This window comes from Pantoea sp. RSPAM1, assembly GCF_038816185.1.
Lineage (GTDB): Bacteria > Pseudomonadota > Gammaproteobacteria > Enterobacterales > Enterobacteriaceae > Pantoea > Pantoea ananatis.
This window is the reverse complement of record NZ_CP046137.1, coordinates 4,223,085-4,241,831: the sequence shown is the minus strand read 5'-3', so window position 1 is coordinate 4,241,831 and position 18,747 is coordinate 4,223,085. Positions and strand designations below refer to the sequence as shown.

21 protein-coding genes are annotated in these 18,747 nt (G+C 57.6%); 18 read left to right on the top strand and 3 right to left on the bottom strand.

Annotated elements, in window-relative coordinates:
- Window positions 1-45 precede the first annotated feature (45 nt).
- Window positions 46-540 carry a MarR family transcriptional regulator gene (locus GKC68_RS20400; protein WP_028724186.1) on the bottom strand — a complete coding sequence of 165 codons (495 nt, stop codon included), beginning with the start codon at window positions 538-540 and terminating at the stop codon, window positions 46-48.
- Between the two features lie 253 nt (window positions 541-793).
- On the opposite strand from GKC68_RS20400, the gene GKC68_RS20395 reads away from it, so the two are divergent.
- Entirely contained in the window at window positions 794-2,338 is a 1,545-nt protein-coding gene (locus tag GKC68_RS20395; protein WP_028724185.1) for a methyl-accepting chemotaxis protein, read from the top strand.
- 35 nt (window positions 2,339-2,373) lie between these two features.
- Window positions 2,374-2,604: a hypothetical protein gene (locus GKC68_RS20390; RefSeq protein ID WP_146109139.1), complete on the top strand. Its 231-nt coding sequence runs from the start codon at window positions 2,374-2,376 to the stop codon at window positions 2,602-2,604.
- Window positions 2,605-3,054: 450 nt separating this feature from the next.
- Here GKC68_RS20390 and GKC68_RS20385 read toward each other — a convergent pair whose 3' ends face one another.
- On the bottom strand, window positions 3,055-3,576 hold the full coding sequence (locus tag GKC68_RS20385) for a hypothetical protein (protein ID WP_239642699.1): 522 nt from the start codon (window positions 3,574-3,576) through the stop codon (window positions 3,055-3,057).
- Window positions 3,577-3,884: 308 nt separating this feature from the next.
- Here GKC68_RS20385 and GKC68_RS20380 point away from each other — a divergent pair, with 308 nt between their 5' ends.
- The 11 genes from GKC68_RS20380 to pilV are packed head-to-tail and all read left to right on the top strand — an operon-like array spanning window position 3,885 to window position 14,972.
- The gene (locus tag GKC68_RS20380) at window positions 3,885-5,180 is read left to right on the top strand and encodes a TcpQ domain-containing protein (RefSeq protein WP_028724182.1); all 1,296 of its coding nucleotides are present in this window, start codon (window positions 3,885-3,887) and stop codon (window positions 5,178-5,180) included.
- 1 nt (window position 5,181) lies between these two features.
- On the top strand, window positions 5,182-5,625 hold the full coding sequence (gene pilM / locus GKC68_RS20375; RefSeq protein ID WP_028724181.1) for a type IV pilus biogenesis protein PilM: 444 nt from the start codon (window positions 5,182-5,184) through the stop codon (window positions 5,623-5,625).
- A 10-nt stretch (window positions 5,626-5,635) separates the two neighbouring features.
- On the top strand, window positions 5,636-7,309 hold the full coding sequence (locus tag GKC68_RS20370) for a PilN family type IVB pilus formation outer membrane protein (protein ID WP_028724180.1): 1,674 nt from the start codon (window positions 5,636-5,638) through the stop codon (window positions 7,307-7,309).
- Window positions 7,310-7,311: 2 nt separating this feature from the next.
- A complete protein-coding gene (pilO2, locus tag GKC68_RS20365) occupies window positions 7,312-8,601 on the top strand; it encodes a type 4b pilus protein PilO2 (RefSeq protein WP_028724179.1) in 1,290 nt (429 codons plus the stop codon).
- A complete protein-coding gene (pilP, locus tag GKC68_RS20360) occupies window positions 8,588-9,091 on the top strand; it encodes a type IV pilus biogenesis protein PilP (protein WP_064372658.1) in 504 nt (167 codons plus the stop codon). Before pilO2 ends, pilP begins: the two co-directional genes overlap by 14 nt.
- A 7-nt stretch (window positions 9,092-9,098) precedes the next feature.
- Complete coding sequence (locus GKC68_RS20355; RefSeq protein ID WP_028724177.1) at window positions 9,099-10,661, top strand: ATPase, T2SS/T4P/T4SS family; 1,563 nt, start codon at window positions 9,099-9,101, stop codon at window positions 10,659-10,661.
- Window positions 10,651-11,766: a type II secretion system F family protein gene (locus GKC68_RS20350; protein WP_028724176.1), complete on the top strand. Its 1,116-nt coding sequence runs from the start codon at window positions 10,651-10,653 to the stop codon at window positions 11,764-11,766. The genes GKC68_RS20355 and GKC68_RS20350 overlap by 11 nt, the downstream gene beginning before the upstream one ends.
- Before the next feature lie 9 nt (window positions 11,767-11,775).
- A complete protein-coding gene (locus GKC68_RS20345) occupies window positions 11,776-12,360 on the top strand; it encodes a type 4 pilus major pilin (RefSeq protein WP_028724175.1) in 585 nt (194 codons plus the stop codon).
- Window positions 12,361-12,364: 4 nt separating this feature from the next.
- Window positions 12,365-12,850: a lytic transglycosylase domain-containing protein gene (locus GKC68_RS20340; protein WP_028724174.1), complete on the top strand. Its 486-nt coding sequence runs from the start codon at window positions 12,365-12,367 to the stop codon at window positions 12,848-12,850.
- On the top strand, window positions 12,847-13,533 hold the full coding sequence (locus tag GKC68_RS20335; protein ID WP_028724173.1) for a potassium transporter TrkH: 687 nt from the start codon (window positions 12,847-12,849) through the stop codon (window positions 13,531-13,533). Before GKC68_RS20340 ends, GKC68_RS20335 begins: the two co-directional genes overlap by 4 nt.
- 5 nt (window positions 13,534-13,538) lie before the next feature.
- Entirely contained in the window at window positions 13,539-14,972 is a 1,434-nt protein-coding gene (gene pilV, locus GKC68_RS20330; protein ID WP_028724172.1) for a shufflon system plasmid conjugative transfer pilus tip adhesin PilV, read from the top strand.
- A gap of 55 nt (window positions 14,973-15,027) precedes the next feature.
- On the opposite strand, the gene GKC68_RS20325 is transcribed toward pilV, so the two are convergent.
- Window positions 15,028-15,225: a hypothetical protein gene (locus GKC68_RS20325; RefSeq protein WP_022622188.1), complete on the bottom strand. Its 198-nt coding sequence runs from the start codon at window positions 15,223-15,225 to the stop codon at window positions 15,028-15,030.
- Between the two features lie 202 nt (window positions 15,226-15,427).
- On the opposite strand from GKC68_RS20325, the gene GKC68_RS20320 reads away from it, so the two are divergent.
- The 5 genes from GKC68_RS20320 to GKC68_RS20300 are packed head-to-tail and all read left to right on the top strand — an operon-like array spanning window position 15,428 to window position 18,747.
- A complete protein-coding gene (locus GKC68_RS20320) occupies window positions 15,428-16,267 on the top strand; it encodes a hypothetical protein (RefSeq protein ID WP_028724171.1) in 840 nt (279 codons plus the stop codon).
- A gap of 11 nt (window positions 16,268-16,278) precedes the next feature.
- The gene (locus tag GKC68_RS20315; RefSeq protein ID WP_105091862.1) at window positions 16,279-16,992 is read left to right on the top strand and encodes a TIGR03759 family integrating conjugative element protein; all 714 of its coding nucleotides are present in this window, start codon (window positions 16,279-16,281) and stop codon (window positions 16,990-16,992) included.
- The gene (locus tag GKC68_RS20310; protein WP_105082903.1) at window positions 16,971-17,588 is read left to right on the top strand and encodes a transglycosylase SLT domain-containing protein; all 618 of its coding nucleotides are present in this window, start codon (window positions 16,971-16,973) and stop codon (window positions 17,586-17,588) included. The genes GKC68_RS20315 and GKC68_RS20310 overlap by 22 nt, the downstream gene beginning before the upstream one ends.
- Window positions 17,585-18,115, top strand: coding sequence for an integrating conjugative element protein (locus GKC68_RS20305; protein ID WP_110021569.1), 531 nt, complete (start codon window positions 17,585-17,587; stop codon window positions 18,113-18,115). Before GKC68_RS20310 ends, GKC68_RS20305 begins: the two co-directional genes overlap by 4 nt.
- Window positions 18,115-18,747: a restriction endonuclease gene (locus GKC68_RS20300; protein ID WP_210499851.1), complete on the top strand. Its 633-nt coding sequence runs from the start codon at window positions 18,115-18,117 to the stop codon at window positions 18,745-18,747. The genes GKC68_RS20305 and GKC68_RS20300 overlap by 1 nt, the downstream gene beginning before the upstream one ends.

Below are 18,747 nucleotides of genomic sequence, written 5' to 3'. Positions count from 1 at the left end.
ACGGAAGCCCGACTGCCTCGATGCGCAGGAAACGGTCACAGAACATCAGGCTTTATGATTCCCCTGTGAGGGCAAAGCCTGAACGATTTTCTCCTGAACATGCCTTATACCGTCACGCAGACTGGCGAGCGTTTCAAACGGAATGCCCATTTCACAAATCATCGCAGCAGGCACCCCGGCGGCCCGGCTTTCCAGTTCACGGCCTGCTCCGGTCAGGCGGATAATCACCCTGCGTTCATCATGACCGGTGTCGCGCATGCGGCTGATGAAGCCTGCCTGTTCGAGTCGCTTCAGCAGGTGGCTTAGCGTACCCGTGTCCAGCTGCACGCGCTGACCTACCTCAGATACCGTGATACCGTCCTTTTCCCACAGTACCAGCAGCGCCAGATACTGCGGATAGGTCAATCCGAGGGGCTTCAGATGCGGCTGGTAAAGCTTTGTCATGGCCAGCGAGGCTGAGTAAAGCGCAAAGCAGAGAAACTGCTCCAGATTCTGGGGCTGAGTGTTATTACTTTCACTTTCGCCACTGAGGTTTGTCATGCCGGTGCTCCTGATGAGGTTGAAGTCCGGCAAGCGTTCGGTAAATCGTATGATGCGAAAGACGCAGGAAAGCCGGAAAAAAACAGAATATCACGGGCAGGTACCGGCACCTTAAACCGTTGCCAGACTAATCGTGACTGCAATATTATCGACATCAATTAAGTTGCGTTCAATTTATTTTGTAAAGCCTGTGGAGTCTACCCCTGTTGCAGCCGATAGAACCTGACAGTGACAATCACACCCAGGGAAAATAATGAAGGTTTCAACACGTCTTGCTACAGGCTTTGGTTTACTTGTTCTGCTTCTGGTTATCTGTACCGGGACCGCCCTGCACGCGCTGACCGAGGCGCAGCGCGGCATGAATGATGCGATAAACAATAAAATGAAACGGTTTGCGATTGTTCTGGATATGCGCGGCGACATTCGTGACATGGCGATTGCTGCGCGCAACCTCGCGCTGCTGACCGATGAGAAAGAATCCCGTCCGGAGTGGGAGCGCATGACGACCCAGCGGCAGAAATATATTCAGGAGCGTGAGCACCTTGTTGACAGCATGGCCCACAACGTCAGTGAGCAGGGCAAAAACGCGCTGGCTGAAATACTGGCGGCAGAAGATGCTGCTCTGCAGACGCTGATGACGGCCGGCAAAATGGGGCTGGAGAACCGTCAGCAGGAAGCGACCGCTTACCTGATGAAGACTGCGCGACCGGCGCAGCAGAAGTTACTGAAAGCCCTTAACCAGCTGACCGACATTCAGAGAACACTGACGGTAAATACGGTCAGTGAAACCAGCGAGACCGTGTCCCGGACCCGGGCGCTACTGGTTATTCTGACACTGCTGTCTGTACTGACCGCCGTGGCGGGTTGCCTGATTGTCAGCCGCAGCCTGATGCGACAGTTGGGCGGTGAGCCGGTTCAGGCTCAGGCGCTGGCCGCCGCTATCGCTGCCGGCGACCTGACAGGACCGGTTACGCTGCGCCGTAACGACACAACCAGCCTTCTGGCTTCACTGGATGGTATGCAGGCGAACCTTCGCGGCCTGGTGTCGCAGATTAAAGATTCGTCCGCCTCCGTGGCGCTGGCCGCCGATGAAATTTCACAGGGCAACACGGAGCTGTCATCACGCACTGAGCAACAGGCTGCCGCCCTGCAGGAAACGGCTGCCAGCATGGAGCAGCTCTCAGCTACTGTGAAAAGTAACGCGGCCGGCGCCCGGCAGACGGCAGATTCGGCCCGCGAGACCGCGCAACTGGCCCGCAGCGGCGAAACCGACGTGAAGCGCATGTCAGACACCATGCATGATATCTCAGTGAGTGCAGCGAAGGTGCGCGACATCACCTCCGTGATTGAGAGCATCGCGTTCCAGACCAATATTCTGGCCCTGAACGCCGCGGTCGAAGCGGCGCGTGCAGGTGAAGACGGACGCGGCTTTGCAGTGGTTGCCGGAGAGGTCAGGACGCTCGCGCAGCGCAGCGCTACGGCCGCGAAAGACATTAAAACCCTGATAGAGCAGGCCGTCACGCAGGTGGAGAGCGGCGTCACAGTGGCCTCGTCAACCGGGCAGAGCATCCTGAAAATTGTCGGTATGGTAGGCGAGCTGGCCGAATCCATGGATGAACTGTCGCTGGCGTCCTCGGAGCAGATGCAGGGTATCTCACAGGTCAGCATTGCCGTGAGCCAGATGGATGGCGTCACTCAGAATAACGCGGCGCTGGTCGAGGAGTCTTCTTCCGCTTCACAGTCCCTTTCAGAGCAGGCCCACACCCTGCGCAACATGGTGGAGACGTTTAAGGTATGAGTCACGGCACAGACAACGAACGGGAAGCCGTACAGATGTACGAGACACTTAGCGCCATGAAGGAGCGGGTGGACTTCATGGTAAACCAGCTTATTCGGGGAAATTACCTCACGTCGTCAACATTTGCCAACAACCTGCTTCACCTGAACCGGGCCTTTGAGCCGATACATGCCCAAATGGCGGTGCCGGGTGTTATGGAGCTACTCCTCCGGGAAGACGTCCTGCTTGCTGCTGACATGATTGCCACGGGCGCGCAATTGCGATGATGAATAATTTTCTCGTCTGCGTCACTGGTCAGGGTGGGGACGGACTGCCAGGCAAAACTAAAGTAATACTTTAAGCATTCCAGCCTTCCCGATTCAGCCTGCACAGGCTTTAACGCCAGAAACGGCCCGACAGGCACTGCCGGGCCATTTCGCTCAGGGTACTATACTTTAAGGACATTCGCTTTACGGAGGCTTCATGGGTTCCAGAGTGGATACTAGGGAAAAGGCATTTGAACTGACGGGCATCGTTACCTCGCAACTGCTCAGCATAAAAGTCGGCGTAATGAGAGAAGACATTATTTCCGCGCTGAACCGCCTCAGTCAGGAAACCAGTGACTGGGCGGTGCGGGCAGGCTGCGTAAAGGCCGTTAAGATGATGAGAAGCAGGGGGAACTGACTCATCCTGAAGCACCACCTGCAGTGTGTGTATGAGCGAAGGGTCTATCGTTATCAGTGGGAGATGAACAGTCCTGAGGTTCCTCTGCCATAAGCAGTTTTTCCTTTAACCGCGTCATATTGCCCGTCCCCCGCACTGTGCAGGAATCCCCCGGTCTGTCTGATTGCATCCTGAATGGCCTGCCGACGGGCATCGCTGGTTTCAGTTTTAAGCATCCTTTTTAGCTGAGCCGACAGCGTTTCTGTACTGACTTCAGCGTCATCATCAAGCAGTGCTAACAGGGCTTCTCCAATGACAATGTTGATGCTCTCTTCTTCAATTCTGAACATATAAACCTTCCTTTTTCCTGGCTGTAAAAGTCCATTTAGGCGGACAAGTGGCATTGCTGTGGAGCGGTATTTCTTTTGTTTGAATTTTAATCTACACCCCAGCTCCCGAAAGTTATAATTAAAAATGGCCCTGAATGTATCCAGAAATGCTGTTGAGTCGCTAAGACTCAAGGGTGATGGCATTGCACTAAGAATACTGGTTGGCTGTAATCCACTAATCAGCCTTAAACCCTCAGGTGATAACATTGTCCTGCCATGAAATTGCTGTTATGGCATTACGTAGCAGGCCGCAGAGATATATCAGTAAAGGGTGAAAACCGAATGTCCCAAAAAGATGCCTCAGGCGGTTGGTTCCCCTTTTACATTGTACAGAGCGCTCTTTGCGGAGAACGCCATTAACCTGGTTATTCTCACAAAGGTATGAAAGAGCAAGCGGCTAATCTCTCCCTCCGAAAATTTTTTGTTCAGTTCACGATCAGAGTTTTGAATTGTCCGGTTTCACGCTACGGCCAGAATAACAGTCCTGATTAAGACTATTCCTGGGGTGGAACCTGATGGCAGTACCTTCCGGACAGGCCGCTAAACGTGCCGGCATCATTGCCTGCACTGTGATGCTGGCAGGCTGTGTGAATACAGCCGCGACAGACACCGCGTCGGTGTATTCCCGCAGCCGCACGCCGGCCCGGTTTGATGATATCTACCGCAACCGCTCGCCTGAGGTGGTGCGCTACGATCGCTATACCCTTGTCAGCACCCGCCCTGCCGATGCGCAACTGGACCCGCTGAATCAGGTTGTCGATATCACTATGCCGGCGCAGCTGGTCAGCACGGTCGGTGAAGGATTCCGCTATCTGCTGCTGGAGTCAGGCTATTCACTGTGTTCAGCAACGAGCGCTGCGTTTTCCGAACTGCTCAGCCGTCCGCTGCCCGCTGTTCAGCGCACCATCGGCCCGCTGAAGCTCAGCGAAGCGCTTCAGGTTGTCGCGGGTCCCGCCTGGCGTCTGAAAGTGGACGAAGTAAACCGTGAGGTCTGCTTCGAACTGCGCGACCAGTACCGCAGTTTTTCAGCGCCGGCTGTCAGCCTTCCGGCCATTCGCCCAGCGGTCAGCGCCCCGGTATCTAAGTCCTATACAGCCCCGGTTATGCAGACTAAAGCCGTATCAGTTCCGACACCTGCATCCGGGCTTTCCAGAAACCCTTTCACCGGCGATGTGGTCACACCATCAGGGCTTAAACCGCAGAGCCTCAGCGTTCCCTCGCCGGTACTGCAGCAGAGTCAGTCGTCAGTAACCTCAGGCAGTTTACCGGCCTCTTCACAGAAGCCGGCCTCTTTAGCTTCAGGGGGAACCGCAGCTGCTGCGCATACCCCGGCTCAGCAGAATCACGGCGTCATCACGCCGGCAGCCGTTAAAACCAAAACTGCCCCCCTGACTACAGTGAATGCCACGCCGAAAGCGTCTTCAGTCGTGCATCAGCAGCCGTCCACGGCTGTCACACCGGCACCCGCTGCGGACAGCCGCATCGTACCCACTTATTCGACGGGCACGCCGGTAACGCCGCCTGCCACGGGGCAGACCTGGCGGGCTGAGCCGGGCACCACGCTTAAAGAAGCGCTCACCGCCTGGACGGCAAAAGCGCCCTGCGCCAATGGCGGCAACTGGGTCCTGATCTGGCCCGTCACTCTGGATTACCGCATCGATGCCCCTCTGGTGTTTCACGGCAATTTCGAGTCGGTTCTGGTGCAGGTATTTGACCTGTACCGCCAAGCTGAAAAGCCGCTGTTTGCCGAAGCCAACCGCATTCAGTGCCTGGTGTCCGTCAGCGACACCCCCACGCCCGGAGGGCGCTGAAATGGGTTTTGCCATGCCGGTTATCGCGCTGGCCATGTTCTTCTGGCTGATGGCCAGTGACGCCCAGCGCCGTAACTCTGACGTTGTCACGCAGTCAGTGACCGTGGCCGCGCCCGCCCGGCTTGCCACCGACATGCTGCGTACGGCTGATGCGGTGAACGACTGGCGGCATGGCCGCTCAGTGGGTGACGGACCGGTTTCGCCGGCAGCGACCGGCATGATGCCGCCCCCTGATTCACGGGTTCAGAGTGTCATCCAGAACGGCAGGCTGTGGGTGTGGGTCGCTGATACGCCGGGCGTTTATGCCGCGCTCCGTAATCAGTCGACATCCTCTGCGCTGGCGCTGACCGTTTCGGGAGGCCGTCTTCGTATGTATGACGGCACCGACATGAATCTTTCCCTTCCGTCCGGCGTGACGGAGGGGAGCATTGTTTACCTTAACTGAGGAGCAGCGGATGTCGCGCACCCCATTAAAAATGACGCTGCTGGCCATGGCCGTGCTGCTCTCTGCGTGCTCGGTCAGAGATGTGGCCACCATTGAAAAAGACAACAATACGCAGGGCGACACGGCGCAGCGGATACTGCAGAGCCGCCTGGATATGTCGCAGCCGGCTGTCGTGTGGGCGGACAAGCCCTGGGTGAACCTGAAACCCATACAGTCAGCTATCGCGGCGCCGGACGACGTCAGAATGCCACCCTGTCCGGTGTATTTTAACAGTCCCGAAGGGCTGACGCTGCCGCAGATAGCCAGCCGCATTAATGCCCTCTGTGGCTTCCGGGTTTACATCTCGCCGGAGGTGTCCGCTGCGCTGCTGCAGTCCGCCGGTGGCAGCGTCGTCACGTCACAGATGAGCGGCCGCCTCCCGGCACCGGACGACAACGGTCGGGTGCCGCTGTCACAGATGGGTATGCCGGCGCAGCCCGCTGTCATGTCAACGTCTGAACCTGTCCTGTTCCAGGGAACGCGGTTTCAGGGCGATGCGCAGGAAGCCCTGAACATTGCCGCCAGTACGCTGGGCCTCTCCGTTCGCCGCACAACGGGGCGTGTGGATTTCTTTATTCAGGACACGCGCACCTTTCAGCTCGCCATACTCAATACCAAAGTCGACAGCTCCGCGTCTATCACCTCCGGGGCGGGTGCTCAGCTGGGCAACCAGAGCGGAACAGGCGGCACCAAAGGCGACGTCAGTTCGAATCAGAAAACCAACTACGGCATGAACAGCGACCTCTATAACGATATCCGCAAAACGGTCGAGCAGATACTCACGCCAAAAAGCGGCCGCTACTGGCTGTCTGACGCTACCGGCACGCTCAGCGTGACTGACACGCCTGACGTACTGGACAGGGTCGGCCGTTACATTGATTACCAGAATCAGGTCCTGCACCGTCAGGTACAGCTGACACTGCAGATAGTCCGTTTCACCCAGACCAAAAATGTCGACAGGGGGCTGGACTGGGGGCTGGTTGCCAGAACGGTTTCCGGCCTGGGCGCGAGTATCGGCAGCACCTTTACCGGTGCCCCGGCCAATGCGGGGAGCTTTGGTCTGTCCATCCTGAACAGCGCAACCGGCGGGGCTGAGAAATTTTCCGGCTCACAACTCATGATCAGAGCGCTTGAGCAGCAGGGTACGGTCACGATGGCCCTTAACCAGACCGACCCGACGGCTAACCTGACACCGGTGGCCTACCAGTTATCCAACAATACCGGGATGCTCAACAGCTCAAGCTCCACGGCGGTGGCCAACGTAGGGGTGACGTCCAGTCAGAGCGTATCCAGTATTACCACCGGCCTCTTCATTACCATGCTGCCTTTTGTGCAGGCAAATGGCGATATCCAGCTGCAGTTCGCCTACAGCTACACCACGCCGCCCGATATCAAGAGTTTTATCAGCAAGGACGGCAATACCCGTAACGACGTCGCCAATACCGCAACCGAAGGACTTGCGCGCAAGGTCAACCTTCGAGCGGGTCAGACGCTGGTACTTACCGGCTCAGATCAACAGAACGCATCCTCAGATAAGCAGGGCACCTTTTCGCCTGAAAATTATCTTCTGGGCGGCGGTCAGAGCGGCGCGAAGAGCCGTTCCACGCTCATCATTATGATTACGCCGGTTTTGCTGGGACAATAACGATGAAAATCAAAAAGAAAGTGTCAATTCATCTCAGATCCGGCGTAACGGTCAGAGACAGAAAAAACCGCCGCGAATGGGTGGCCGGCATGGAGTGGGAGGAGGCACAGTCCGGTATTCAGTGGCTTCGCCACGGCAGCCGTGCTGCGGACACGCACTACCGGATTCAGGGAGCTCGTCCGCATGCTCTGGTGGGTAATGTTTCCCCGGGCCGGACCCGTAGCGGCCTGTACTCTCTGGCTCTGGCGTTTCAGCTAAAAGAAAGCGGCAATGCCTGGGGCATATACCGGCTGAGCCGTGAGCATGACAGCTGGGTGTTTCTTGCCATAAGCAACGGACATCTTTCGGTCATGGGCGACTTCACAGGCACCCGTGCTGATGCAGAGTCCGCCGCCAGAAACTTCCTGCATTTTAACGATTCCGAATCGGGTGAATTCCGTTGTGTTGCAGCAGCGGATGAGAATACTGATGTTCTGTCTGTTACCTCAGGCCTCACACGCGCTCAGCTTAAACGCTGCCGTCTCCGCCGTCGCCTGAGCCCGGCGGAAGTCGCACTCCCTTCACTGTTGCTGATGGTGTTGCTTTATGCCGGCTGGTATGCCAAAGACACCCTCAGCGAACGGGCGAGACAGGCCGCCGATGAAGCCGCGTTCCGCGCAAGGATGGCCATGACGCCGGCAAAACCTGTGCTGCCTGCCTCAGCGCCGCATCCGTGGGCGCATCAGCTGCCGGTGCCTGTGATGCTCAGCTTCTGCTGGCTGACGCGTGAACCGCTGTACGCCTCTGTTGCCGGCTGGCGCGTTTCAGATGCGGAATGCATTCCGAAGGGCATCCGCCTGCGCTACACCGCCACGCCGGGCGCCACGGTGAGCGATTTTGCCAGACGCGTCAAGGAGTTGTTCGGCCTTGATGCGGTTTTCAACCTTCAGGAAGGCGGCAAAAACGGGGATGTGTTTATCCCTGCCAGGGTTAGCCCTGCGGAGTTTGAAGACGAAAAGCTGCCGGGTACTGATGTGCTTCTGATGCGCTTCATCTCTCACCTGCAGCGGCGAAACATTGATGTGAAGTTTGATGAAGTTAAGCCGCCTGTTCTCGCCCCCGGGCAGGAAATGAAAACAGCACCGCAGGACTGGCGGGAATTCACCTTCATCATTAACTCCCGCCTGCAGCCCGAGCTGCTGTTTCAGGGGCTGGATGCGACGGGGATTCGTCTGACGAGCGTGGCCATCACCATGAACGAGCAGGCGAAGTTCAATTACACCATTAAGGGGAGCGTTTATGCGCAGAAATAGCCCTGCCGTTATCTGTCTGCTGCTGTCATGGACGCTGATGCATCACGCTCAGGCAGCAGACAGCGGCTCTCTTCCGCCCAACGTCACACTGGGTGAGCTGGAATCCGCTCAGGCGCAAAACCTGCTGCTTGAGCAGAGGGTTCAGACGGCGCGACTGCAGCAGCAACTGCGGGAGAGCCAGACGCCCGTCGCGTCTGCGCCAGCGCTGTCAGCCGTCGTTCCGCCGCTCTCCTCTTATCCGCAGGCGGGGCAGATGCCGTCATCATCCTCACAGGTAAAAGAGAGCAGCTCAGCGAACACTAAGTCTGCCGGCATCCGGCTGGTCGAGATTTACGGCAAGCCCGGCCAGCTCCGCGCCCGCCTGCTGTTGCCGAGCGGCGGTATCGCCGAGGTGGTGAAGGGCGACCAGATCCCCGGTACGGCAAAGCGTGTCACGGCCGTGACCGAAACGCTCGTGCGTCTCAGTGACGACACCGAACTTTCATTCTGAGGTGACCATGAAACCGGCTAAAGAAATTGCTGACTTTGTGTTTGCAGAACAACACCCGATCCAGGGCGTCACACTGCTGATTGATAAAAACCGCCGTCAGGACCCGGCCATACAGCGCTGGGCCATGGATATGGCTAAACAGCACCCCGGGGCAAAAACGGAATTCGTTACACTCAGTGAACTCAGCCAGCGCCGTGAAAGCGCCGTTGCTCAGGGGCTGGTTGTCACTGAAAACGACCTCGACAAAAAAGACGTGAGTCGCTCCCAGGATAAGGTGCTGAGTTATTTCAGCCTCGCGTATGAACTTCATTCCTCAGATATTCATTTTGAGATTAGTGCAGACCGCAAACTCACCATTATCAGGATGCGCATCCACGGTGAGCTTGAGGTGATTGATGAGCTCACCGATGAGGAAGGAATTACCCTCGTCTCAACGGTATACATTTCCATGTGCGATGTCCGCGAACAGTCTTTTTACATGGGGCGTGAGCAGTCGGGCCGTGTTGACGCGAAGTTTGCACGTCAGGCCGGGTTATACGGGGCACGTTATGAGCATCGCGCCACGCCTGACGGGCTGTTTGTCGTCATGCGTATGATCCCAGATGACAGCAAAAATATGCCAACGCTGCCTCAGCTTGGCTTCCTGCCCGGGCAAATCGGGATTGTAATGCAGATGCTCCGCCTGCCCTCGGGTATGGTGCTTCTTACGGGGCCAACCGGCTCAGGCAAGAGTGCCAGCATGCGCTCGTTCTGTGATCTGTGGATGAAACTGACGGGCGGCAAAAAGCTGCTGCTCACTCTTGAGAACCCGACCGAAGGCCTGATGCCCGGCGCCATTCAGACGCAGGTTATGCCCGATGACAATAGTCCCGAAGCCATCAGCCGGGCGTGGAATAACGGCAATGCCTCTTCGCTCCGACTCGATCCGGATGCGCTGGGAACGGGTGAAATGCGTGACCTCTATTCCATCCTTGCAGCAATTTATGCCTGCGAGACAGGCCACCTTTTTTTCTCAACGCTGCATACCAAAACCCCAATCGGTGCCCTCCGGCGCATGGAGCTCTTCGGCATTGATCGCCGTCTTCTGGCTGACCCTTCCCTCATCGTCGGGCTGATAGGTCAGCGACTGGTGCCCCTGCTCTGCGAGAACTGCAAAATCTCCTGGTCCGATAAAATGCCTGAGCTCAACATGGAGACCCGTGAGCGACTGAAGAAATACTGCAACGTTGAAGGCGTCTGCACGGCACAGCAGCTTTTCTTTCGTAACCCTGAAGGTTGTGAATGCTGCAGAAAGGTCATTCCGTTCAATGGCCGGGTGGTCAGTAAAGGTGTAACCGGGCGCGCCGCAGTGGCAGAGGTCATGCGCACTGATGCCAGAATGATGAAAATCTGGCTGTCAGACGGGCCTGATGCCGCGCGTCTGGACTGGATCAAACGGGGGGGAATCTCACGCCTGATGCACCTCATGCGCTACCTTGCCGAAGGCAGGGTCGATCCGCTGGAAGCTGACCTGATTTGCCCCCTGGATGAAGACGAACACCTGCACAGCGAGGCGTCTCATGTCGCGTAATCTGCGTTTCAGGACAGAGCGGGGCATGTCCCTTTTTGAACGATGCCGTTATCACGCCGTGAGACTGACCTTCACCGGCGCACACCGTCAGGTGTTTTACGAGAACATGCGTTTTCTGCTGGAAAACCGCAAGCCGCTGGATATTTCCCTGAAAATGATTGGCGATGTACACACCAGTTTTGGTGAGAAGTGGCATCCCTATCGGGAACTGATCGAAGACTGTCTCGAAGGGCTCAGCGATAACACCCCGGGGCGGTCGCTCAGCGACGTGCTGGCCATATGGGTGCCTTACGAAGAAGCCGCGCTAATCACTGCGGGAATACGGACAGGGAGGATTCCTGTCTCCCTGTTACAGGCAGACAAACTCATCAGAGCCCGCCAGCGCATCCTTAATCAGGTGGTTTTTGCTTCTGTCTATCCGCTGGTCCTGGTTGTACTGGGTGGCAGTCTGCTGGGCGTCAATAACCTCGCGCTTGTTCCGATGCTGAGTAACATCAGCGACCCGGCAGGCTGGACGGGGGCTCTGGGCTTCATGAAAGATCTTTCGGACTGGACAGCTCAGTGGGGACCTGCAGCGGCATTTTCCACTGCCGCTTTGCTTGTGGCCAGCCTGTGGTCCCTTCCCCGTTGGCGCGGCAGACTGCGCCGCATCGCCGATAACTTTCTGCCCTGGTCTTTGTATAAGGATCTTCAGGGAGCGGTGTTTCTGATGAACACCGGTGCGCTTCTGGGTGCCGGGGTCCCTGAGCTTGAGGCACTGGAGCTTCTCAACGGTTTTGCTCCCCCCTGGCTGCAGGAACGCATAGAGGCCGCCATGGACGCCATGAGCGAAGGGAATTCTCTCGGCATGGCGCTGCGTGAGTGCGGCTATGACTTCCCGAGCCGTGAGGCTGTTAACTACCTGTCACTGCTTGATGACGGCAAGGGTTCGGCCGAAATGATCAGCAACTATGCCGACCGCTGGCTTGAGCAGACACTGAAACGCGTCGCCCGCAGGGCCAACACCATCAAATTTTTATCAATGCTCATGATTCTGGGGTTCTTTGCACTCATCATTCTGATGATTATGCAACTTCAGGATACAGGCTCTTTCAACCTTCGCTGAGGACATGCCATGTCTGTTTCAAACAATACCGTAAAAGTTCACCCGGACCGGGGCTGGGGGTTCGGTGAACAGGGTTATATCGTAATGGGGACTCTCCTCGTTCTTGCCATTGTGGTCGTAGCCGGCTGGAAACTAATGCACAGAAAAGACACCGCCGTTGAGGTCACCAGCCTGCAGACCATGCTGAGCAACGGCGTGGCCCTTAAAGGACGTAACGGATACGATTATTCCAGCGGTGCCTCCATGACAGGCATTCTTATTCAGAGAGATGGCGCACCGTCCGGTTATACCGTTCACGGCACGCCATCGTCTGGTACTGCCACCCTGACAAACAGTTACGGTGGTCAGGTCGTCATCGCCCCGGTTGCGGTCAATGGCTACAACAATGCGTTTTCAGTCACAACCCAGAGCCTCCCGCAGTCAGCCTGTATTGATGTTGCAACCGCTATGAACTCATCCGGCACCTCCAACACGCTGACCATCAACAGCACGGATCTCAGTAATGGTGCCAGCTCTGAGGCAATCGCACAGGCCTGTACCGCAGACAGCGGTCGCACCGGCAACAACACGATTGTCGTGACCCATAACGGCTGATGTGATGTCCCGCCCGGTGCTGGTTGTGATGATGTTTATGACGCTGTTTTGTGCCCGTGCGCAGGCATTCTGCTTTGACGCAGCGGGCGCTAAATACCATATCGATCCGCTTCTGATTAAGGCGATCGCGACAGGTGAGAGCAGCCTGCACGCGGCTATTACACACATTAATCGTGATGTGCGCACCGGGCGGGCACTCAGCACGGATTACGGACTGATGCAGGTGAACTCTTCGCATATTCCGTCGCTTGTGGCGCAGGGCTTTATCAGCAGCCCGCAGGATCTGCTGACGAAACCCTGCCTCAACGTACAGATAGGCACCTGGATACTGGCCTCGCATTTTCAGGTCTGTGGCATCAACTGGAACTGCCTGGGGTCGTACAACGCCGGATTTCGAAAAGACCGGCACGAAACCCGCGAGTCCTACGCCAACCGCGTTTATGCCATTTATAAAAAACTGCTGTTAAAAGAGCGGGGAATAAAACTGTGACACTGCTGACCCTGAGTATGCCCTGGCAGTTTACTGCCGCGCTGTTTCCTGTGTTTCTCTCACTGCTGAGCCTTATGGCCAGACACGTCCGTAAAAGCATCGGCCTGTATTACCTCCCCCGTAACCGGGGTGAAAATGAGGTCACCGCCGCTGCCGTCTGCTGGCTGTTTGCAGCGGCTGCCACGGCGGTCATCCTCTCTCCGCTTTCACAGCGACTGCCTGCGTTTTTTTTCATCCTGTTTCTCTTCAGGCTGACGCTGACCGATGCCCTGACGGGGTTGCTGCCGCGACACATGACCGTCAGTTGTCTGCTGGCCGGGCTGGCGGGCTCACTCTGGAAGCCCGTCAGTGAAGGTTCCGGCGCCGCGTTGTCTGTCCTGGCGGGTCACGCAGCTGCCTGCCTGGTGGTCCTCGTCATGGTCGGTGCCTTACGGCAGTTCAGTATTATGCGCGACGGCAGAGAAAACCCGGCGCTGGGCGACGTGTGGCTGGCTGGCGCTGTCACGGCCTGGCTTGGCTTTTCAGACGGCTGCTGGGCGATCGGAACAGGCGTTGTCATGTTTACACTCTGGCAGGCGCCGAAACGCCACACGGGCAAAGGCGGTCCGCTGGGGCCATGGCTGTCAGCGGGCGCCGTGACAGTGACCCTGATTCAGCTCTATCAACCCATTGTGGTCTGGTGAATAACATGCCTGCTCAAAAATCTCACGATCGTGGCTGGGCCATAGTCAGCACCGGGATTGCACTCATGGTTGTGCTTTATATGTCCGTCTGGGGCGGTTCACTGGTTCGCGACTGGAATGCGAGGCAGAACTGGCTCAGGAGCGCCACGCAGGTATCGCGGTTCACGCAGGCCGTGAAAAGCTACACGGGTCGCTACTACGATACGCTGTTGTCGACCGCGCCCGTTACGGTGACGCCGGCCATGCTGAAAAACACGGGTTTTCTGGAGCCGGGATTCACAGAAACCAACGATTATGGTCAGCAGTATCTGGCCACGGTGGTGCGTAATCCGTCCCAGAATAACCAGCTGCAGGCGCTGGTTTACACGCAGAACGGGAATCCGCTGCCCTTTATGGCCATGGATCAGATTGCCGTCAGTATTAACGCGGGGATGGGCGGCTACATCGATACAGCGGGCACCGTCACCGGCGCCCGGGGCGGCTGGTCGGCACCTCTTCAGACGTTTAACGCCAGCACCACGCCCGGCCATATTGCGGCGCTTCTGACTACGGACGACCTGGGCGCATCCCGTGCCGAAAGCGATCGGTTATACCGGTTTGCGGTAAACGGCAAACCGGACCTCAACACCATGCATACCAGTATCGATATGGGCGGAAATGACCTGAACAATACGGGCAATGTGAACGCGGCAAACGGCAATTTCAGCAGCAACGTCACGGCGAACGGCACCGTAACGGGTCAGGACGTTAATGCACGCGGCAACATGTCTGCCGGCAGCAACATCACGGCGAACGGCGATATTCGCAGTAACAGCGGTTGGCTCATCACCCGCGACGGTAAAGGCTGGCTGGATGAAGCGCACGGTGGCGGTTTTTACATGTCGGATAACGACTGGGTTCGCGCCGTTAACGATAAGAGCATTTACACCGGTGGCCAGCTTCAGGGCGGAACGGTCAGGTCAAACGGCCGGCTCTCCACGGGGGATGTCCTTCAGCTTGACGGGGTAAGCAGTCCCGGTGCGGGATGTGGGCCAAACGGTCTGGTCAGCCGCGACTGGAGTGGCGGCATACTCTCCTGCAAAGATGGTAAATGGGTGGGTATGAAATCAACCGGCCAGTACGCTGACCTGGGTTATATCACGGGGCAGTATAATGGCTATAACGGTCAGCCTTATACCATTACCGTTTATGCTTCAGGCGGCTCCCCGACTGTCCACAAAGAAGTGGGGGATGGTGGTGACTGCACTAACACTTACGATCTTACTGGCTACTCCGGAGGTAAGTATGTTGCACAGGCGCACGATAATAATCCGGGCTGGGCAAAAATGGGGTTTATCAGTTTTGAGGTGCCGGCTAATACCAGCTTCAGCATCGTTTCCAACCCCTTACCTGAATACGGATGTTCACCGGGCGCCTTCAGCGGCTTCATTTACCAGTGATGTCCGTATACAGAACGGGCGTGCAATAAAAGACCGCCCTCTGGCGGTCTGAGTTTCATACTGCTGACCGGGATACCCGGGGTTGCTCTTCTCTGATGTGTTCGTCGGGTGTTTCTGCCGTGTCGGCTATACCCGAATGGCCGGTATAGCCGCTGCGGTGCCAGGGCAGCGGCTTTACATGCGGAATGTCTCTGGCCATTGCGGCAAAGGTGACGAACATACACAGAGCTGCAAAACGGAATCCCGCTTTCATGTGCTTTCCTCCTCGCTGTTGAACAACCGGAACTATCCTGCAAAAAATTCCGTAAAGCTGCGTCAGTCAGATTTAAATCTCCTGAGTAGCCTGTAACGGATTCATAAATCTTTGAAAGCGGCTGATGAGTTAATCATCGCCAGTGCTGCGTTAATTTTGCACCTTATGGCTGCTCTGCTGTGCAGCCATAAGGAATTCACCGATGTCACTTTCCCATGCCTCACCTGATGAACTGGTTGCGCCCGTATCGGGTGCCAGCGTCACAACAGATGAGCCCGTTGTTTCTTTGCCAGCCCCTGAAAAACGCCCGCCCGACATACGGCGACTGTTGCGTCAGGGCGGTGCGGCCTTTGTGGTTATCGCTCTCCTCGCCACCCTGACGGCTTCAGCGGTCCTGCTTGTACGCGTGTCAAACCTGACTATCCGGGTTAATACCCTGGATGCCGCTTTCCGCAGCGGCGAGATTGGCCAGCTGTCTTCGAACGTTACCATCATGCAGGAAAAGCTGAAAACGCTGGAAAAACAGGTGTCAGCGCTTGCACCGGTGCAGGACAGAATCACCTCGCTGTCGACTGAACAGCTGAAACTCAGCACCCGCGTGAGTCAGCTCAGCGATGCCGGCCTCAGCGATCAGCAGTCTGTACAGCAGCTGCAGCAGCAGCTGGGTCAGCTCAGCCAGACGGTTCAGACGTCGGCTTCGGTCATTGAGGTGCTGAAACAGCAGGCCGAGGCGGCACCCAAAGCACCTGAGCCTGAAAAGGCATCACCGCAGCCGTCTCAGAAGGCGGCCCACTCCCCAAAAAAGGCTAAACGGTCAGTCCGGCACGCGGTGATGCCGGCTGCACCGTTTGAGCTGACCGGCATCGAACGTCGCGGCGGCCAGACCTTCGCCGTCGTCATTCCCCGTGGCGTCACCGTGATTTCCTCAATGCGCCTGCTCTCACCCGGGGACGGCTTTATGGGCTGGACCCTGCGTGCGCTTGAGGGCAACGCGGCGCTGTTCAGCGTTAACGGCAGTGCCGTTCGTCTTCAGGTTCAGTAAAAGGACAACTCATGAAAAAAACACTGACTGCAACACTCTTATTACTGCCTTTCTGGGCGCTGGCATCCACCGCGCAGACGCCGGCAGTGAACAGCCGTGTGGCGCCGCTTCAGGAAAACACCTCTTCCAGTCTGAGCACTCAGCAGCAGGCCGGGCAGTGGGGGTTGTCTGACAGTGACTGGAGTCGTTATCAGACGCTGATGAAGGGCGAGCGCGGGATCATGTCACCGGGACTGGACCCGCTCACGGCGCTCGGTGTGGAAACCGATAACAGCGCGGAACGTCGCCGCCTGGCTGAGTTATGGGTAAAACACGAATATCAGCGAACCGAGAAGGAGCTGGCTTTTCAGCGTGATGTTAACGCGGCCTGGCTTCGCCTCTATCCGGAAACGCTGGCGGTAAACATGGGCGCCAACGCGGCCGGCATTGCGCACGACACGCAGGGTCGCCTGGCGCTGTTCCTGAAGGAGAACTGCTCACGCTGTGATGCGCGCCTTGCCGCCGTTCTGGCTGATAACCGCCCCGTCGACCTGTATCTGGTCGGCATCGACAGCGATGACGGCCTGCGTGCCTGGGCCGTTAAGCACAACATTCCGGTAGAAAAAGTCCGCAGTCGTCAGATAACGCTTAATCACGACAATGGCCTGTGGTTCAGGTACGGCATGGGGCAGATGCCGGTCATTCTGCAGCAGGGGGAGACCGGATGGCAGGTCGCGGCGTACTGAAACGGGCCGCTGCCGTGCTCTGCCTGGTGAGCTGCGCCAGCAGTGCGGCTGACAGGCGACAGGTCATTCCGGATGCCTACCGGCAGATAGCGGCAGCAGAACGCGTGCCGGCGGAGTCGCTGTATTCGCTGGCTATGGCAGAGAGCACCCGCAAAACCGCCTGGGGTGCAAAACCCTGGCCGTGGACCATCAACGTTGCCGGCCGGGGTTATCACTATGAAACGCGTGAAGCGGCCTTCACCGCGCTGCTGGGGTTCATGCAGCGCTGGCCGCTGAAGAACATCGATGTTGGCGTGGCGCAGGTCAACCTTGGCTGGAACGGGCATTTTTTTCCGACCTACCGCGATGCCTTTGACCCGTATCTCAACCTCCGTGCCGCCGCCCGCATACTCCGGGCCTGTTATGAAGCCCGTCCCGGCAGCTGGTTAAACGCGGCTGGCTGTTATCACCATCCGGCCGGCGGTAAAGAGGCGCAGACCTACATTGCTATCGTCCGCCGCAAGCTTGGCCAGATTGCCCCGGTGTCATCCGGTACACAGTCTGTCACGCCGGTCGAGCTCGCCAGTAACACCCTTACCTGGATCGAACCGAAATGATGAAACGCAACTGCTTTATCCGGAATGCTCTGTTCAGCGCGTGCCTGCTCTCCGTCGTCACGGGGGCCAGCGCGGCGCTGGTTGTGGTTGGTGACCTGGGTGGTGAGCCCACAGCGCCGTACTTTGATGCCATCAACGCCGATAAAGATGCTGTTGCCGGGGCATCTTCTGTGCCGGCTGCGCCGCCTGAATCGCTGTCCATTTCCGACATGCTGCCCGTCAGCACGCCGGAATTGAGCCCGGGGCCAGTAACCCCTCAGCCGCTTGAGCTTTCAGGCATGCCGCCGGTGTTTGTTGTGGGCGATGACAGCCTGTCCAGACAGTGGCTTTCACAGCATGCGGCAGCGCTCGGTCAGATGCATGCCACAGGCATGGTCGTGAGCGTGAAAGACACGGCTGCTCTGAGCGCGCTTCGTGCGCTGGCGCCGTCAACTGAAATGGTGCCGGTCAGCGGCGGTGACCTTGCCCGCCGTCTGCACCTGGTCCATTACCCCGTGCTGATTACTGAAAAGGGGCTGTCACAGTGATTCCTGTGTCTGTTATTGCAGAGCTGATAAGGGCGAATCCTGTTCAGGTCGGGGTTGCTGTGGCGCTGGCACTTGTTCTGGTGTGTCTGCTTTCGCCTTTCTGTCTGAGGAGCGCGAGTGAGCGTCGCCATCGCCGCTATCAGAAACGCGCCGCATCAGCACTCTCCCGACTGCCACAGCTGCGTGACGACGCTGCCCGCATGGTCTGGCTGCGCAAAATGAATCCCTATGTGTTTGAGGAGATGTTGCTGACGGCATTATCCCGCCAGGGGTTTCGTATCAAACGTAATGCCCGCTACAGCGGCGACGGCGGCCTGGACGGTCAGGTCTGGATAGCCGGCCAGCGCTGGCTGATTCAGGCTAAGCGCTACGGCGCCACCATCAATGCACAGCACGTTGCCGCCTTCGGCCTGCTGGCAGTTCAGGAACAGTCCCGGGGGCTGTTTATTCATACCGGTCGCACCGGCCTGAGCAGCCATGATGCTTTCAGCCGCTGCCCGTTAGTCATTCTCATCAGCGGCCAGCGCCTGCTTCAGCTGCTTGCCGGCGACCGCCGCTGGCTGGATTTTCATGACAACTTTCATCACCTGAAGCTGCAGTCCGGTTTCAGCGCCCCTTCATCCCGCCACTGA

What these genes read in the sequence shown, in the direction of transcription:
- GKC68_RS20400 (WP_028724186.1), bottom strand. Translation starts at nt 540, where the DNA reads ATGACAAACCTCAGTGGCGAAAGTGAAAGTAATAACACTCAGCCCCAG.
- GKC68_RS20395 (WP_028724185.1), top strand. Translation starts at nt 794, where the DNA reads ATGAAGGTTTCAACACGTCTTGCTACAGGCTTTGGTTTACTTGTTCTG.
- GKC68_RS20390 (WP_146109139.1), top strand. Translation starts at nt 2,374, where the DNA reads ATGTACGAGACACTTAGCGCCATGAAGGAGCGGGTGGACTTCATGGTA.
- GKC68_RS20385 (WP_239642699.1), bottom strand. Translation starts at nt 3,576, where the DNA reads ATGTTATCACCTGAGGGTTTAAGGCTGATTAGTGGATTACAGCCAACC.
- GKC68_RS20380 (WP_028724182.1), top strand. Translation starts at nt 3,885, where the DNA reads ATGGCAGTACCTTCCGGACAGGCCGCTAAACGTGCCGGCATCATTGCC.
- pilM (WP_028724181.1), top strand. Translation starts at nt 5,182, where the DNA reads ATGGGTTTTGCCATGCCGGTTATCGCGCTGGCCATGTTCTTCTGGCTG.
- GKC68_RS20370 (WP_028724180.1), top strand. Translation starts at nt 5,636, where the DNA reads ATGTCGCGCACCCCATTAAAAATGACGCTGCTGGCCATGGCCGTGCTG.
- pilO2 (WP_028724179.1), top strand. Translation starts at nt 7,312, where the DNA reads ATGAAAATCAAAAAGAAAGTGTCAATTCATCTCAGATCCGGCGTAACG.
- pilP (WP_064372658.1), top strand. Translation starts at nt 8,588, where the DNA reads ATGCGCAGAAATAGCCCTGCCGTTATCTGTCTGCTGCTGTCATGGACG.
- GKC68_RS20355 (WP_028724177.1), top strand. Translation starts at nt 9,099, where the DNA reads ATGAAACCGGCTAAAGAAATTGCTGACTTTGTGTTTGCAGAACAACAC.
- GKC68_RS20350 (WP_028724176.1), top strand. Translation starts at nt 10,651, where the DNA reads ATGTCGCGTAATCTGCGTTTCAGGACAGAGCGGGGCATGTCCCTTTTT.
- GKC68_RS20345 (WP_028724175.1), top strand. Translation starts at nt 11,776, where the DNA reads ATGTCTGTTTCAAACAATACCGTAAAAGTTCACCCGGACCGGGGCTGG.
- GKC68_RS20340 (WP_028724174.1), top strand. Translation starts at nt 12,365, where the DNA reads ATGTCCCGCCCGGTGCTGGTTGTGATGATGTTTATGACGCTGTTTTGT.
- pilV (WP_028724172.1), top strand. Translation starts at nt 13,539, where the DNA reads ATGCCTGCTCAAAAATCTCACGATCGTGGCTGGGCCATAGTCAGCACC.
- GKC68_RS20325 (WP_022622188.1), bottom strand. Translation starts at nt 15,225, where the DNA reads ATGAAAGCGGGATTCCGTTTTGCAGCTCTGTGTATGTTCGTCACCTTT.
- GKC68_RS20320 (WP_028724171.1), top strand. Translation starts at nt 15,428, where the DNA reads ATGTCACTTTCCCATGCCTCACCTGATGAACTGGTTGCGCCCGTATCG.
- GKC68_RS20315 (WP_105091862.1), top strand. Translation starts at nt 16,279, where the DNA reads ATGAAAAAAACACTGACTGCAACACTCTTATTACTGCCTTTCTGGGCG.
- GKC68_RS20310 (WP_105082903.1), top strand. Translation starts at nt 16,971, where the DNA reads ATGGCAGGTCGCGGCGTACTGAAACGGGCCGCTGCCGTGCTCTGCCTG.
- GKC68_RS20305 (WP_110021569.1), top strand. Translation starts at nt 17,585, where the DNA reads ATGATGAAACGCAACTGCTTTATCCGGAATGCTCTGTTCAGCGCGTGC.